Consider the following 14,461-nt stretch of genomic DNA (forward strand, 5'->3'; position numbering starts at 1 on the left):
AATAATTCTTACGAATGGGACACAGGAAATGTCACCAGTCTGGCGACCTTACAGCGATCGTATCAAATTACCACAAACACAAAAGATTAACCTATAATAAAGCCATGAAATATAAAAATCGCCGCAACAACTTATATATCGGCAAGGCGTTTTACCTGGATACCGAGAGTAAAGAAATAATCGCTTCGGGCTACGGCCAGTTTGATATGGCAAATTCCAAATTAACTGCATCAATAACATTCTTGACGTCTGGAAAATTTGACAAAGTACTGATTATTATCAAATCCAGAAATGACTGCATCGCGCCGTTTGTATTTTACAATAAGACTCTCATCCAAGGCGCGCCAGAAAATATCGCGTACAATATTCGTGCCTATTTGCACTGGCAATCTACCAAGATGGATGGTTTGACTATACCTTTGCGCAAATATTCGAGCGCTCATATCACCACGCTCGCCCAACACGCACCAGACAACTTAGGTTTTCAATCGCACGCTGCTGGCATGTCCAGCCAGCTCATCAAACGCGCCGTCTCGACGAAGTTGGATTCTTCCATTCACTGCGGTGTACGCGCGTCAATTTTCGCCGGATACGCCACCAAAATTAATTCCAGCCAAGTCCGCGGTGAACCGCCCATCCAGCTCGAATCGCAGTTGCGATACAGCTTCACCTGCCAAAAATACTCTTTTTCGTTTAATAATTTAGGCAATATCCTACTAGCTTTTCAGCTGTATTGGATTAGCTTTTTCGACTCAATAGACTGCACGATTGATTCAATACAGCTTGGCGATGATGTTTGTTTATATTTAGCTAATCCTCATTTGTATGCCCTATCAACCAGTTCGCCATCCTATCGCTCAATCCCGCGCATTCAGTCACAGATGCACGCTGATAATTTAGCCAAGATGGTTTACTTTTTTCTGAATCCTGGTCATCATAAAAAACTTGGTTCGTCGAGCAAAATTGGACTGGCATTCTCGCGGCTGATTGATTACCGCTTTCGTAACAGTTCCAACGCTGTACATATGAACATTACCAGCCTAATTTTCGCGTTACAAAGTTTCGCCGAAGCGATCGCCGAACGTGAAATTCGCCGACAAAATCGTAGCGCCAAACAGCAGACCATTCATAACATCCAAAAAGTTTTAGCAGCGATTAAATCAATTGAGTCTGAATTAGCGGACGATGTCCGCGATTTTTATTTGCGCCCAGAAAAAGATATTTATAAGTTAATTGCTCGCCCGACATTTATGCAGTCACTGCAAATCGCCCTAGCTAAGTTTAATATTGATATCGCCGACTACCAGCCAATGTTAAAATCAATCGACAGCGCCCGCCGGCAAATTGTTCACAGCGAAGGATACAGTGTTGAGTTTTTACTCAATCTACTGACTTATACTATCGTCCAGATGGAGTCAGACAATAAGCTTTCGCGTCCAGGCGGAATCATCCGTAAAGATAGCGACGTTGATAAATTATATCAGCTACTACGGCGCATGACGGTGCGTTATTTTAATAGCGCGTCAGAAATATAAATAAGTTGCGCTATCCATGCTGCGCGCCAAATATTATTTCACCTCACCTTCAAACTCTCATCCGCCTTAGTCATCAGCGGGTCGAGGAAGAATTCAATGATGCGGCGCTGGCCGGTGGTGATTTCGGCGGAGACGCTCATGCCTGGCAGCAATTTGAGTTGATTTTGCTTGGAGCTTTTGTCGTCATTCAATTTGATTTTAGCTTTATAAATGAGACCTTTCTTATCATCCTGAATAGCATCAGGGCTAATATTTTCAACCGCCCCCTCCAGGTAGCCGTAACGCTGGAATGGATAAGTAGCGACTTTAACGACCACGCGCTGGCCAGGTTTAACAAAGCCGACATCTTGATTGTCCAGCGCCGCATCAACGTAGAGTGGCACTTTTTCTGGCACAATTTGCGCCAGCTGCTGCCCAGCGTTGACCACACCGCCAATTGTTTTCACCGTTAGCGACAGCACCGTACCATCGACAGGCGCAGTGATGGTAGTCTGTGCTAAAATTTGCTTGGCCTTTACTAGATTATTTTCCAGTTCAATGATTCTCTTTTCTGCTGTGATGATTTGGTTACTAAAAGCACTGTTGGTTTCGGCAGTTTGGGTTTGCGATTGATTTTGCGCCTGAGTGAGCGCCGACTGCGATTGCAGCAGTTGCTGATTTTGACCAAGCACGGCACTATCAGCGCTAGTGATTCGCTGATCAATATTACTCAGTTCATTCTGTAGGCGTAGCTTGTCGACAGGATTGGCGTTTGGCAATTGCTTTTCAATCTCGGCTTTGCGATTTTTAAGATTTTGCGCGTTGGTTTCCAGCTGGTTTTTCGCTTGCTGATTAAATTGTAATTGTTGCTGGTAGTTAGAAATCGTACCATTTACAGCTTGCTGCCTGGCCGCAGAAAGTGCGGTTTGCGAACTGGCAAATTGCCGCAACATGGCTTTAGTATCATCTGGCAAATCTGCATTGTTGATGATCTCATCAGTGTTGCCGCCAACAGCTAGCCGCCGCAAAATATCGCGCTCGACTCGCGCCGCGTTAAGGCTTTGGTTGGCGGTAGCAACATCTTTTTCGGCAGTGGTTTTATCAAGCGCCAACAAAGTTTCGCCTTTTTTAACGCACTGGCCTTCATGCACATTAATATTTGTCACCACGCCAGAAACCGCCGGCTGGATAACCTTAGTGCTACCTTCAGTAGAGATTTTACCATTAGCTACCGCAACGATATCAATCCTGCCAAAGTATGACCACGCTAACGCCACAATCAACAACAATGCAACCAACCAAACTACCAACGCTCCCAACGGTGCCGCTGGCGTTTCAACGATCTCCTCCGCCGCTGGCAAAAATTCATACTGCAACCGGTCGCGTTTTAGCCAACTCATACTTCGTCTCCTGATTGTTGCCGATGCAGATATGCATACAAACCGTTCTTTTTCAGTAGCACCGCCGGCGTACCATATTCAACCAATTGGCCGCGATCAATTGCCATGATTTTATCGACCGACTTGAGCGTTGACAAACGATGCGCGATGATAATAACCGTTCGGCCAGCCGTAATCTGCTTTAGATTTCGCTGAATAATATTTTCCGATTCATAATCAAGCGCTGATGTCGCTTCGTCAAAAATCAGGATTTTAGGGTCATGTAGCAACGCCCGGGCGATAGCGATGCGCTGCTTTTGCCCGCCGCTCAAGCCCTCGCCTTTTTCGCCAACCATCGTGTCGTAACCATTTGGCAATTCGGTAATAAACTCATGCGCGCCAGCAATTTTCGCCACCCTTACGATATCGTCCATGCTACTACTCGGCACATGCACGGCGATGTTATCGCGCACGCTGGCATTAAACAAAAAGTTTTCTTGCAAAACCACACCGATTTGCCGGCGTAACCAGCTCGGATCGGTAGTAGTAATATCGACACTATCAATCAAAATCTTGCCTGATTCTGGCACATACAATCGTTGCAATAATTTAGAAATCGTGCTTTTACCCGAACCGCTGCGCCCAACCACGCCGACCACCGTGCCAGGACGAATGCCAAACGATACGTCACGAATAACTTCCGGACTATCTGGTGCATAACGAAAACGCACGTGTTCGAACCGCACATCACCAGTAATACTTGGCAGACGCGACTTGCTTGGATCAAGCGTCGGCTCCGGCTTGGTGTTGAAAATATCACCCAACCGCTTCATGGAAATACCTGTTTGTTGAAAATCTTGCCATGATTGCACGAGGCGCAGTACTGGGCCGCTCACTCGACCGCTCAGCATTCGAAAAGCAATCAGTCCGCCGATAGTCAAGCTGCCCGCCATCACCATATGCGCGCCAAACCATAAAATAGCAATGTCGAAAATCTTTTGAATGAGTTGACCGAGCGCGCCAGCATTGCCTGACAGTAAATTAGTTTTATAACTAGCGCGAACATAATTACTCAACCGGCCTTCCCAATTTTTCTGCAGTTGTGGTTCCAGCGCGAACGATTTGATGGTCTGTGCGCCAGTAATCGACTCAACCAAATATGATTGAGATTCGGCGCCAGTGTTAAATTTTTCATCCAAACGCTGGCGAAGCAGCGGCGTGATTATCCAAGACAAAATCGCAAATACCGGCAGGCTGCCCAATACCACCCACGTCAATGTTGTGCTATAAAACAACATGACGATGATATAAACAAACATAAAACTGATGTCGATCAGCGCGGTCATCGGCGTGCCAGTCAAAAAAGCCCGAATTCGTTCCAGCTCCAATACCCGCGCCGTGGTGTCGCCAACTCGACGAGTTTCAAAATACCGCAGCGGCAAAGCAAATAAGTGCCGAAACAGCCGCGAACTCAAAATTACATCAATTCGGCTGGTGGTGTGCGTGAAAATATAATTGCGAGCGATGCCGAGCATCCCCTCAAACAGCGCGATAATTACCAGCCCGCCAACAATGACGTCAAGCGTCGAGACGCTGTGATGTGCGAGAGCTTTATCGATGACAACCTGCGTCAGAATTGGCGTAAAAATACCAATAATCTGCACCACCAGCGCCGCCAGCAAGACTTGCAGCAATGGTTTTTTATATTTGATAATCGTCGGAATAAACCACTTGAGATTGAATTTTCTGTCCGCCTCTTTCCAGAAACGCTGCGTAAATAGTACTACGCGGCCAGTCCATTTGTCCTGAAAGTCCTCAGCCGACATCACCTGCGGCGGCCCGCCATTTGGCGGTAGAATGAGGAATTTACTGTTGATATTTCTACCAGAACCTTTAATTTTGCGGCGACTGTCATTCTTAGTATCAGCAAGTTGCGCCACCATATCATCCTCGGCAATTTGCGCCAACACCACAAACTTTTCATCCTTCATACCAACGATCAGCGGCAATGGCAACTTCGCTAATTGCTTAAAATTAACCGTAGACGCCCGCGCCTTCAATTTGAGCGAACGCGCCGCCCATAGCATATCCGATTCACTCATACCCACACGCGGATCAATCGCTAACGCGTGAGCAATCTGCTCTGGGTCGGCAGGAATACCATGAAACTGAGCGATGGCCGTGAAACAATACAGACCAGGATCTAACTTGCCGCCAGACTTTTTATTTGCCAAATCATCATGTAATTTTTCACGATTCTTTGATGCAGATTTAACACTAGCGTGCTTTTTAACCGGCGGCGCCTGACTATCTTTATCTGGTTTTTCTCGTTTACTAACCATTCTTTCCTCTGATTAATGACTATATCAGAGGAAATTATCGACTCAAAGCTTAAACAATTACATCTCGCTCTTAGCAAAACATATCAAACCAGCCACGATGCACGGTATGCCAGCGCAAAGAAAGGCTAGCAACGCGTAGTTAAATATGGCACTACCGCCAAAACCACTGTCTGGACCAACCATTATCTGCGATACCGCGAAAGAAATTGCGATAGCTATGGCTAATGGGATGCTAAAAAGGCCAAAACCAATTCGCTGCAGCCGCAAGCCGCGCTCTTGCTGTTTATGTTGTGTTTTTGACAATGAAGATACTGGAAGAGGCTCCCAATACAACCGATCCGGAAGTCGTAGCAATCGCCACAAATATAACAAGCCAACAGCAGCCACAACGAACAACCCCAGAAGTACCCAAGGCGATGTAAGCAATTTCGCGATATAAACAATATCGTATGCATGCAATAATGTAGCAGCCGCTGCTAATGTATTAAAAATCACGGCAAATACAGGCAAAAGTAGTATCACGCTCAGCGCAGTAATACGCTGACGGTAGCGATCCACGCGCCGGTATTGTTTCAAAACGACAACGCCTTCTACAAACAATAAAGCAATAAATGATAAATAAGCTACAAACAAAGGCGGTACAAAAAACAACGGAATAACAAGAAATGGGTTTGCTAGCAAACCCACCATCACTGCGCCAAACAGCAACATACCAACCGCTTGGCTAACTATGATGGCTTCATTTTTAACGTTTCGTTCCGGCAGATGCTTATTAGGCTTTTCGTGTTCAGCAGATGATGCTTTTAAATTTGCCATAGTTATTTTATTTTAGCATGTATTGTTGACCTTATGCTATTTATCAGCATCAAAGAACTGGCGCGCTCGCTCAGTCTTTGGATGATCCATTACTTGTTTAGGTGGACCGTCTTCAATGATGTCGCCTTTGTCAAGGAAAATCATCCGTGTGCCAACTTCACGGGCAAAGCTCATTTCATGCGTGACGATCACCATGGTCATGCCCTGCTTAGCCAAATCGCGCATCACGTCAAGCACCTCGCCAATCATTTCTGGGTCAAGCGCGCTAGTCGGCTCATCAAACAACATAACTTCTGGCTCCATAGCGAGCGCTCGAGCGATAGCCACTCGCTGCCGCTGGCCGCCCGACAGATGCTGCGGATATTCGTTGGCTTTGTTAGCTAAACCAACCTGCTCAAGCAGCTCTTTGGCTCGCCGATTCGCTTTACGATCCGATACTTTGCGTAGTTTCTTAGGCGCTAATTTGATATTATCTAGCACTGTCATATTAGGGAATAAATTAAATTGCTGAAACACCATACCGATACGCTGGCGGATTTTATTAATATTAACGTGCGGTTGAGTGATGTCAACGTCATCAACAAAAACCGATCCATAAGTGGGTTTTTCAAGTAAATTCAAACATCTTAGCAGCGTCGATTTACCCGAGCCGCTCGACCCGACAATCACTAGTACTTCACCGTCCTCAATCGTCAAATCAATCCCGCGCAGCACGTGGTTGGATCCAAAATATTTGCGCAGGTTACGCGTCCTGATCATCAGCTTGCACTCCCTTCTCGAAACGCCGCATCACTTTCGTAAAGATAACCGTCAACGCTAAATACATCACCGCCGCCGCAAACAACGACTGGAATGCTGTCGCTGTCAACGAGCGGATATCGTCAGCGCCACGCATAATATCACCCAAGCCAATCCAGCCGACCACCGACGTTTCCTTAAGCATAGCAATGCACTCGCTAATCAACGCTGGCAGCGAATTTTTCATCGCTTGCGGTAGAATAACGTAGCGCATCGCCTGCGGATAACTCAAACCAAGCGAGCGCGCTGCCTCTAGCTGTCCGTTATCAATACTCTCTATGCCGCCACGAATGATTTCCGCCACATAAGCACCACTATTAATACCAAAGGCGATTGCCGCCACGAAAATTTTCGGCATGAAACGGTACGATCCAAACACTACATAATACATAATAAGCAGCTGCACCAACAGTGGTGTACCACGAATGATTTCAACGTACAAACGTCCAAGACCAGCCACCGGATTCCACCTAGCCAAACGCTTCAGCTGCGGAAAGCGCCCTAGCCAACTAAACGGACGGATTTTTGACACCCGCATCAGCGCGATAATTATGCCGATAATTACACCTAATGCCACCGATAATACTGTCAAAACCAATGTTACTTCTAGTCCGTGCCACAGATAAACCCAGCGCCCGTCACCAAAAATCACTTCGCCAAAATTCATGGTGCCTGCTCCTTCGCCGTGCCAAAGTATTTCTGCAACAACGCTTGGTAACGACCGTCGGCTTTCATATTGGCAATCGTTTTGTTGGCATGCTCGGCCAGTTCGGTATTGCCTTTTTTGAAAGCGATCGCGTAGCTTTCGCTGCTCAGCGGCGTGTTGATAATTTTGAGCGAAGGAAACCCAGAGACGTACTGCTTAGCCGGCGCATCGTCAATCACCGCTGCGTCAACTTTGCCAGCCGCTAATTCTTGCAAAGCATTCGGCGCTGCCGGGAATTGCACGACTTGCGCTCCCTTAATTTTAGAAGCTGCCTGGTCGCCCGTCGTACCGAGCTGCACAGCAATTTTTTTGTGTTCTAATTGATACTTATTCGCTATCTTGCTATTTTTGGGTACAATTATTCGCTGTGATGCCTGGTAGTACGGATCCGAAAACAGCGCGTTCTTCTCGCGCTCCGAGGTCACCGACATACCGGCCACAGCCATATCGATTTGCCCGCTCTCAAGCGCCGGCAACAAGCCATCAAACGACATATCCTCGATTTTTAGCTCTTTGCCCATGTCTTTGGCAATAGCTTGCGCCAATTCGACATCAAAGCCAACCACCTGGCCGCCATCTTTATACTCAAAAGGTTTAAATGTCGCGTTTGTGCCCATGACTAGCACGTTGGTATCGTTGGAGATGCTACTGTCGCGCTGCAGTATATCATACAGCATCCAGCTAATCATCGCTAAAAAGGCCGCTACAAACAGGCAAGTCGCCATTTTTCGCAGTGCTTTTGCCCTCTTCATAACTTATAGTATACGCGCATCAAACTAAAAGCGTAAGAGTTTTATCGAATTTTATAAGAAAAAGCGTCCCAGCCGCCAACTGAAACGCTTTTCATTAAATTACTCTCCGCGAGGAAAATTACTCGGTTTGGTTAGCCTCCGCCCGCGTCAGCTTGTCGACCATCGGCAAAATCAAGTAGATACCGATGATGGCCGTCAGTAGCCCAAGACCAACGATGGCAAAGTAGGTTGGTGTTAACACCGGCTTCAGCGTCGTCGAGAACATTTTCGTAAATACCGCCCCCGTCCAAACACCAATACTGCACGATAGAAGAGAAGTAATCAGCAGTGGCGCCACCGACTCAACCATCACCAAGCGTTTCAGTTGAATGAGGCGCATACCGCCCAGCCGCAAAGTATACAGCGAGCGCCGGCGCTCCATCAGCCCGCCAATCGTCGAAACAATCAAGCTTGCAACCGCCACGAACAGCGTCACGCCGATGCCGACATAAGCCAAATCAGCTAACTCGCGAATTGACGGATTGATATGCGGCTGTTTGGCCCATCTTCCGCTAACCACGAAGTTAAAATCGTACTTATTGGCATTGGTCGCTACCAATGTTCGCAATTTATCAATGTCGTTTTCGTGCTTGACCGTTACTAAATATTCTTTGCCGCCGTCAGTAGCGATTTGTTTATCAACCAGCTTAACGTTTTTAACAACCGGCTCTTCAAAGTTCAGCAGCGCGAATTGATCTGGACTAGCATCACTCGGACAAACATGCTCAGTATAGTTCGCCAAATCGCGGCAGCGAATAGCACTACCCTTTTCCTGCGGATAAATCACTGCCACCGAGCTAATATACGGCTGTTGAGCTAGCTTTTGCGCCATGTCATCAGGCAGCGAATGGCTAGATATCATTGCTGTTCCAGCCTTCAGCTGCGAATAGCCATTATCCTTAACTGTTTGAGCGTTCAAGCCCTCAATACCGCTAGTTGCCGTCAAGTAAAAACTGCCAGCAAACAGCGCCAACACCACGCCGCTAACACTGCGAAAAACCGTTGGCGAGTGCACCGCCGTACGCTTGCCAGCAATCAACGCCGAAGCATTATTCGACCAGCGCGCCAACAACAGCGCAATCTTATTAGTCAGCCAGCTACCTGCCAAAATCAGCCCGAACATAATCAGCATCAGCGCCGACGTCATTAGTATTAACGGCAAAGCTGACTCCTTATTATCATTCAACCAGTCCATGCCCAGTTTGGAAGACATCCAGGCGAAAATCGCGATACCAATCGCTGGCACGAACACTCGCCACATCCGCAATTTTTTAACTTTTTCAACCGACCGCGACACGCCCAGCGGCGAAATTTGCGCCCGCCGCATTCGCCGCCAATTGACAAATATCGTCAGTCCCAGCGTCAGAACGATAATTAATGTGTATTGCGTGATGCTCAGTTTCAAGTCGCTTGGCCACATACCTTCGCCGTTCATTTTGAAATTAAGCAGCGGCGCTTGCCATAGCCAAAATATCGTCAAGCCAATCAGCACACCGACCGTCGACGCCAAAAACGACTCCAGCATCAGCACTCGCGCTACCTGTTTTTTAGTAGCGCCAATCAGCCGCAGCGCCGCATAGCGTTTTTCGCGCTGAGCAGCACCTAATTGCGTCGCTACCGACACGAAAATTACCACTGGGAATAGCAAGATTGTCGCGCCGACACCCAGAATCATCACGGAAAAAGGATCAAAGGATACCGTCTTTTTACCTTCTTTGTCCGTCTTGTAAATATCCGCAAACGCTGATGGCTGCTGGCGTGATTTTGCCAAAGTATCAGCTTGCGCCACCTCCTGGCTATCAATGCCGCGCACCATCATCAGCGTATCTGGCGTCTCGACATACTCGTCAGGAATTAGGCCCAAATACTTAGTGTTCTTGCCAAACCGCGCCAAAATATTATCCTCAGGATAATCAGCAACTAACTCTGCTAGCGCTCTCGACAGATAATATTCGCCCGGACGCGGCGTTTTCATCTTGGCAAACTGCGGCGACTTGTCCGTGCCGTACATCGAATAAACACTGATCGATTGATCGCGCCACTTCGACGTATTGCCTGGCTGCCATGCCATAACCTTCAATGGATCGACGCCTTTGACTGGTTTTTGTGAATCCGTATTATTACTTGCATCAGCGGCGATACTGCCAATGACTACGCGGTTCGAGCGACCCAACAGTCCGTTGGTGCCAGCCACGAAATAACACACCAGCATAATCCCTAGCGCTACTGCTGCCGCTGTTAAGCCTAAACGCACTACTGACTGGCGGCCAGATTTTTTGAGTAACATCCAGCTAACACTCATTTGGTAGTCCTCGCACTGGCTTTGTTAAGATTTGGCTGGGTATTCTGCGCCATATTCACCGCTGCATCCGCGCCGGAAATTTGCCCATCGCGCACGATAATTTCCCGGTCGGCATAGGCGGCAATTGTCGGCTCGTGCGTTACCATGATGACTGTTGTGCCATGCTCTTTGGCGGTTTTAATGAATAGCTCCATAACTCTCTCTGAATTCAGACTGTCCAGCGAACCAGTCGGCTCATCAGCGAACAGCACTTTTGGCTCAATCACCATGGCCCGGGCGATCGCCACCCGCTGCATTTGTCCGCCCGATAATTCACCGAGCATACTGTCAGCTTTACTCGCCAGCTCAACCTTATTCAGCCATGTTTTCGCCTGCTGATAGGCTTCTTTACGCTTGACACCGTTCAGTAGCAGCGGCAGCGCCACATTGTCCAACGCCGTTAGCTCCGGCACCAGCTGTCCAAACTGAAAGACAAAACCAAAGCTGGTGCGCCGTAAAATACTGCGCTGATCATCGCTCAGTTTGTCAATCCGCCGTCCGTCGAAATCAATCTCACCGCTATCAACCTTGGTAATCGCCGCCAAGCTATGCAGCAGCGTCGACTTACCAGAACCTGACGGACCCATAATCGCCAGCACTTCGCCCGCCTCGACATCCAGGCTGACGCCGCGCAGCGCGTGCGTTTGCCCAAACGACTTCTTAATATTTTTAGCGCTAATTATTGGTTTGCTCATGCAAAATTTCCTCCTTTAGCCGCGTTAACCGCGAAATAGTTAATTCAATCCAGCGCAAATCCGCCTCCAAATGATACAAAGCATGGTCGATCAGCAGCATGTCCGACAAGCTACTATCGCGCCGCTGAGCTGTCAGCTCGCGCATCCGCTGAATATGCGCCTGCCGTTGGTTATCCAGATACGGTGACGCATCGCCGTCTTTCAAAATGGCCAGCACCGCTTTAATGTACATCGTTGCTTGTAGTTGCGGCGACGGCGCCTCTGGTGATTCCAGCCACGCTTGCAAATCCTGCTTGCCCTCATCGGTAATTTCATACCGAACCCGATCCGGCCCGCCCGATTCGCTGGTATCGGCAATCTCTTTGACCTTGTTATCGCGTTTGAGCCGCGCCAAAGTTGAATATATCTGACCAGTTAAAATTGGCTTATCTTTGCCAAAATAACCGTCATATTTTTTCTTCAACTCATAGCCGTAATTTGACTCTTCCGCTAAAAAACCTAACAGTGTATATTGAACGCTCATACTCTTACTATACACCCAGTGTTTAGTTATTGCAAGAGTTTTATACACTCAGTGTATAGTTTATCTTGGCAACCAACTCTCCACCCTCTTGCCGTACGTTTTACCCCATCACAACCACCTCATTCCGTAGCCCACCGCCCAAACGCGAGTAAACTGCACCAGAATGCATACTATTATGCAATTTTGACGTATAATGGATGCATGGTTCAATTTTGCCGAGTATACAACAAACAGCAGTCCATCAAGTCAGCCATGATGGGCGTTGGTAAAATTCTCAGCTTACCACCCTACTTGCTACTGGCAATTGTCTTGTTTGTGCTGTTTGCGCTTATTATTTTCTTTGCCATCAACGCCAATTTTTACGGCCCACTGATGATGTCGCGGTTGCCAATACTAGACAAAATATCCCTTATCGGAACCATGTTCATTGATATATTCAACCAAGGTTTCAGCTCACTAAATGGCGCATTACTCCTTGTGGTGTCACTCCTCCAAGGACTGTCAATCACCGTCGTCATTTTCACTGCCAAGAAAAATAAACGCAATGAACAGTCGGTCACCAGACAAGTCGGACTCAGCGGCTTGGCCTCTATGGCTGCTGCCATCGGCCTGGGCTGCGTTCCCTGCGGCACCTCACTCATCCTACCGCTCGTAGCTGTATTCTTCTCAGGCGCTGCCGCCGCCACTGCCGCCACCGTCGCTGGCACCATCGTCCTGATGTTAGCCCTACTGTTAAGCCTCTTTTCACTCTACAAATCTGGACAAATCGCCTTTATGTATACCGAATTAGCAAAACAGGAGGAACTATGAATCGACAAAAATCAGCGGGCGTAGCAATCATTTGGGTTATTTCAGGTATTTTGATCACGGCAATTGTCGCCCTATTTATCTACGGCATCGTTAATCGTCCGCCAAATCGCCACGTTGGTGACGGCAAGCCGTGGAATGAAAAGATGTCGCAAGGCTCTGCCGAGGCCAAACATGTGTTCGTTGACTACACTGACTATTTCTGCTCATTCTGCGCCGAAGTTGAGGCGGCCACCAACGCTGATTTCTTCAAACATGAGTATATCAAATCAGGCAAAGTTCGCTACGAACACCGCGTAGTGACACTACTCAAAGAAGTTACCGACAATACGGAAACTGGCGCTCACGCTGCCTTTTGCGCCGCCGACCAAGACAAATATTGGCAATACACGCACGACATCGTGCCGCGCATTAAACGTGACTATTTTGACAAAGGAGTTGGTGTGAAAAACGTTGCCGTACCGCAAAAAATTCCACCACTGCCGCTAGACTATTTCCTGGCGTCTGCTAAACATATTGGTATGGATGAGGCGAAATTTGCTGACTGTATGACCAAAAAACCACACCAAAAAGAGATTGATGACAGCACTCAAAAAGCTCTTTCGCTTGGTGTGAGCGGCCTGCCATACATGGTGATCAATGATTATGTTGCCAGTGGGTTTGCTGGCGGTGAAACTGGCTTAAAGGCGATCTTGAAAGCTGGCGGAGTGAACTAATGTCTGCCAAAAAAACGCAAACGAAATCTCAAAAATCATCAAAAGAACGACCGTCAACTCAACCTCGCCGTGAGGCAAAAACCAACACAGCATCCTACAACACATCCAAGCTGAGCAGTGTTTTATTCACCACCCTACTCTTGCTGGCGGTAGCCGCCATGGCAGCGTTATTTTATCTCCAATCCATACAACCACCCGTCCAGCGCCCAACCATTCTGGAAGATGAAAAATACTATTTCACCGATTCGCGCTATGCCGGCATTCGCTCCAAGTTTGTGACGCGCGACACCAAACGCGAAAAGGTCTCAATTGAATACCCAATCACCAGCAATTCCAAAATCAACAAACTCATCGCCCGAGCAATTGACCGCGCCGACAGTGATTTTCGCTACACCTCGTCGAGCACCATCACCTTTGACCGACCAATGACCGAAACCATCAGTTACCAAGTCACGCACAATAATTCCGTAGCGCTGTCGATCATCGTCAACATCAAACAAGACATGCACGGCGCCCATCCGGTGTCGTTAACGCTATTTTGGACCTTTGATAAAGACTCTGGCGAGGTGATTAGCCTGGATAATTTGACTGAAAAATCAGAGGAAGCCACCAGGGCAATTGTAGCGGCTGCTCAGCGCGACGTCGCACAAACCATCAAACAACGCCACCAACCAGAAGCAAATCTTGAGGAGATGATCACCAAAGAAACATTGGCAAATTTCACCATCACCGACGACGGTAACACCTTAGCTTGGCCAATTGGACAAGCCTCCCTGTTGCCATCAGCCTACGGTGAGCTGACCATCAAAGTGCCGGCCGCTGCCGTTGCCAAATACCTACAAAATCCAACGGCTCAAAAACTAGCTAACTTCCCCAAGCCACCCGAGCCAAAGCCAGAACCAACACCAACGCCCGCTGCGCCAGCACCTGCACCAACCACTGGCAATAAAGTGATTGCGTTGACGTTTGATGACGGGCCGGGACCATACACTGCACACCTACTGGACATCTTGGATCAATATGGTGCGAAAGC

Annotated in this window: 13 protein-coding genes; 4 read left to right on the forward strand and 9 right to left on the reverse strand. The window is 47.9% G+C overall.

The genetic code is table 11. The annotated features are described in order from the left end of the window. The first annotated feature begins 104 nt into the window (after positions 1-104). Positions 105-1,535 carry a hypothetical protein gene (locus tag G1ANC_RS01755; protein ID WP_129693317.1) on the forward strand — a complete coding sequence of 477 codons (1,431 nt, stop codon included), beginning with the start codon at positions 105-107 and terminating at the stop codon, positions 1,533-1,535. Positions 1,536-1,573: 38 nt separating this feature from the next. Here the strand turns inward: G1ANC_RS01755 and G1ANC_RS01760 are convergent, their stop codons facing one another. The 9 genes from G1ANC_RS01760 to G1ANC_RS01800 form a co-directional block, all read right to left on the reverse strand. Further along, positions 1,574-2,914, reverse strand: coding sequence for an HlyD family type I secretion periplasmic adaptor subunit (locus tag G1ANC_RS01760; RefSeq protein WP_129693318.1), 1,341 nt, complete (start codon positions 2,912-2,914; stop codon positions 1,574-1,576). Continuing rightward, on the reverse strand, positions 2,911-5,235 hold the full coding sequence (locus tag G1ANC_RS01765) for a peptidase domain-containing ABC transporter (protein ID WP_129693319.1): 2,325 nt from the start codon (positions 5,233-5,235) through the stop codon (positions 2,911-2,913). Before G1ANC_RS01765 ends, G1ANC_RS01760 begins: the two co-directional genes overlap by 4 nt. A gap of 57 nt (positions 5,236-5,292) precedes the next feature. After that, positions 5,293-6,051: a hypothetical protein gene (locus G1ANC_RS01770; protein ID WP_129693320.1), complete on the reverse strand. Its 759-nt coding sequence runs from the start codon at positions 6,049-6,051 to the stop codon at positions 5,293-5,295. A 36-nt stretch (positions 6,052-6,087) separates the two neighbouring features. Next, positions 6,088-6,810, reverse strand: a complete 723-nt coding sequence (locus tag G1ANC_RS01775; RefSeq protein WP_129693321.1) for an amino acid ABC transporter ATP-binding protein — start codon at positions 6,808-6,810, stop codon at positions 6,088-6,090. Beyond that, positions 6,794-7,516, reverse strand: a complete 723-nt coding sequence (locus G1ANC_RS01780; protein ID WP_129693322.1) for an amino acid ABC transporter permease — start codon at positions 7,514-7,516, stop codon at positions 6,794-6,796. The genes G1ANC_RS01775 and G1ANC_RS01780 overlap by 17 nt, the downstream gene beginning before the upstream one ends. Then, positions 7,513-8,307, reverse strand: coding sequence for a basic amino acid ABC transporter substrate-binding protein (locus tag G1ANC_RS01785; protein ID WP_129693323.1), 795 nt, complete (start codon positions 8,305-8,307; stop codon positions 7,513-7,515). Before G1ANC_RS01785 ends, G1ANC_RS01780 begins: the two co-directional genes overlap by 4 nt. A 118-nt stretch (positions 8,308-8,425) precedes the next feature. Then, entirely contained in the window at positions 8,426-10,648 is a 2,223-nt protein-coding gene (locus tag G1ANC_RS01790; protein ID WP_129693324.1) for an FtsX-like permease family protein, read from the reverse strand. Continuing rightward, a complete protein-coding gene (locus G1ANC_RS01795) occupies positions 10,645-11,382 on the reverse strand; it encodes an ABC transporter ATP-binding protein (RefSeq protein ID WP_129693325.1) in 738 nt (245 codons plus the stop codon). The genes G1ANC_RS01790 and G1ANC_RS01795 overlap by 4 nt, the downstream gene beginning before the upstream one ends. Beyond that, entirely contained in the window at positions 11,363-11,905 is a 543-nt protein-coding gene (locus tag G1ANC_RS01800; RefSeq protein WP_129693326.1) for a PadR family transcriptional regulator, read from the reverse strand. The genes G1ANC_RS01795 and G1ANC_RS01800 overlap by 20 nt, the downstream gene beginning before the upstream one ends. Positions 11,906-12,106: 201 nt before the next feature. Here G1ANC_RS01800 and G1ANC_RS01805 point away from each other — a divergent pair, with 201 nt between their 5' ends. The 3 genes from G1ANC_RS01805 to G1ANC_RS01815 form a co-directional block, all read left to right on the forward strand. Then, positions 12,107-12,715 carry a hypothetical protein gene (locus G1ANC_RS01805; protein ID WP_129693327.1) on the forward strand — a complete coding sequence of 203 codons (609 nt, stop codon included), beginning with the start codon at positions 12,107-12,109 and terminating at the stop codon, positions 12,713-12,715. Continuing rightward, positions 12,712-13,428 carry a thioredoxin domain-containing protein gene (locus tag G1ANC_RS01810; protein WP_129693328.1) on the forward strand — a complete coding sequence of 239 codons (717 nt, stop codon included), beginning with the start codon at positions 12,712-12,714 and terminating at the stop codon, positions 13,426-13,428. Before G1ANC_RS01805 ends, G1ANC_RS01810 begins: the two co-directional genes overlap by 4 nt. After that, on the forward strand, positions 13,428-14,461 hold a 1,034-nt coding region (locus G1ANC_RS01815), incomplete at its 3' end, for a polysaccharide deacetylase family protein (protein ID WP_164997965.1). The genes G1ANC_RS01810 and G1ANC_RS01815, both read left to right, overlap by 1 nt.

The organism is Candidatus Nanosynsacchari sp. TM7_ANC_38.39_G1_1, assembly GCF_004138385.1.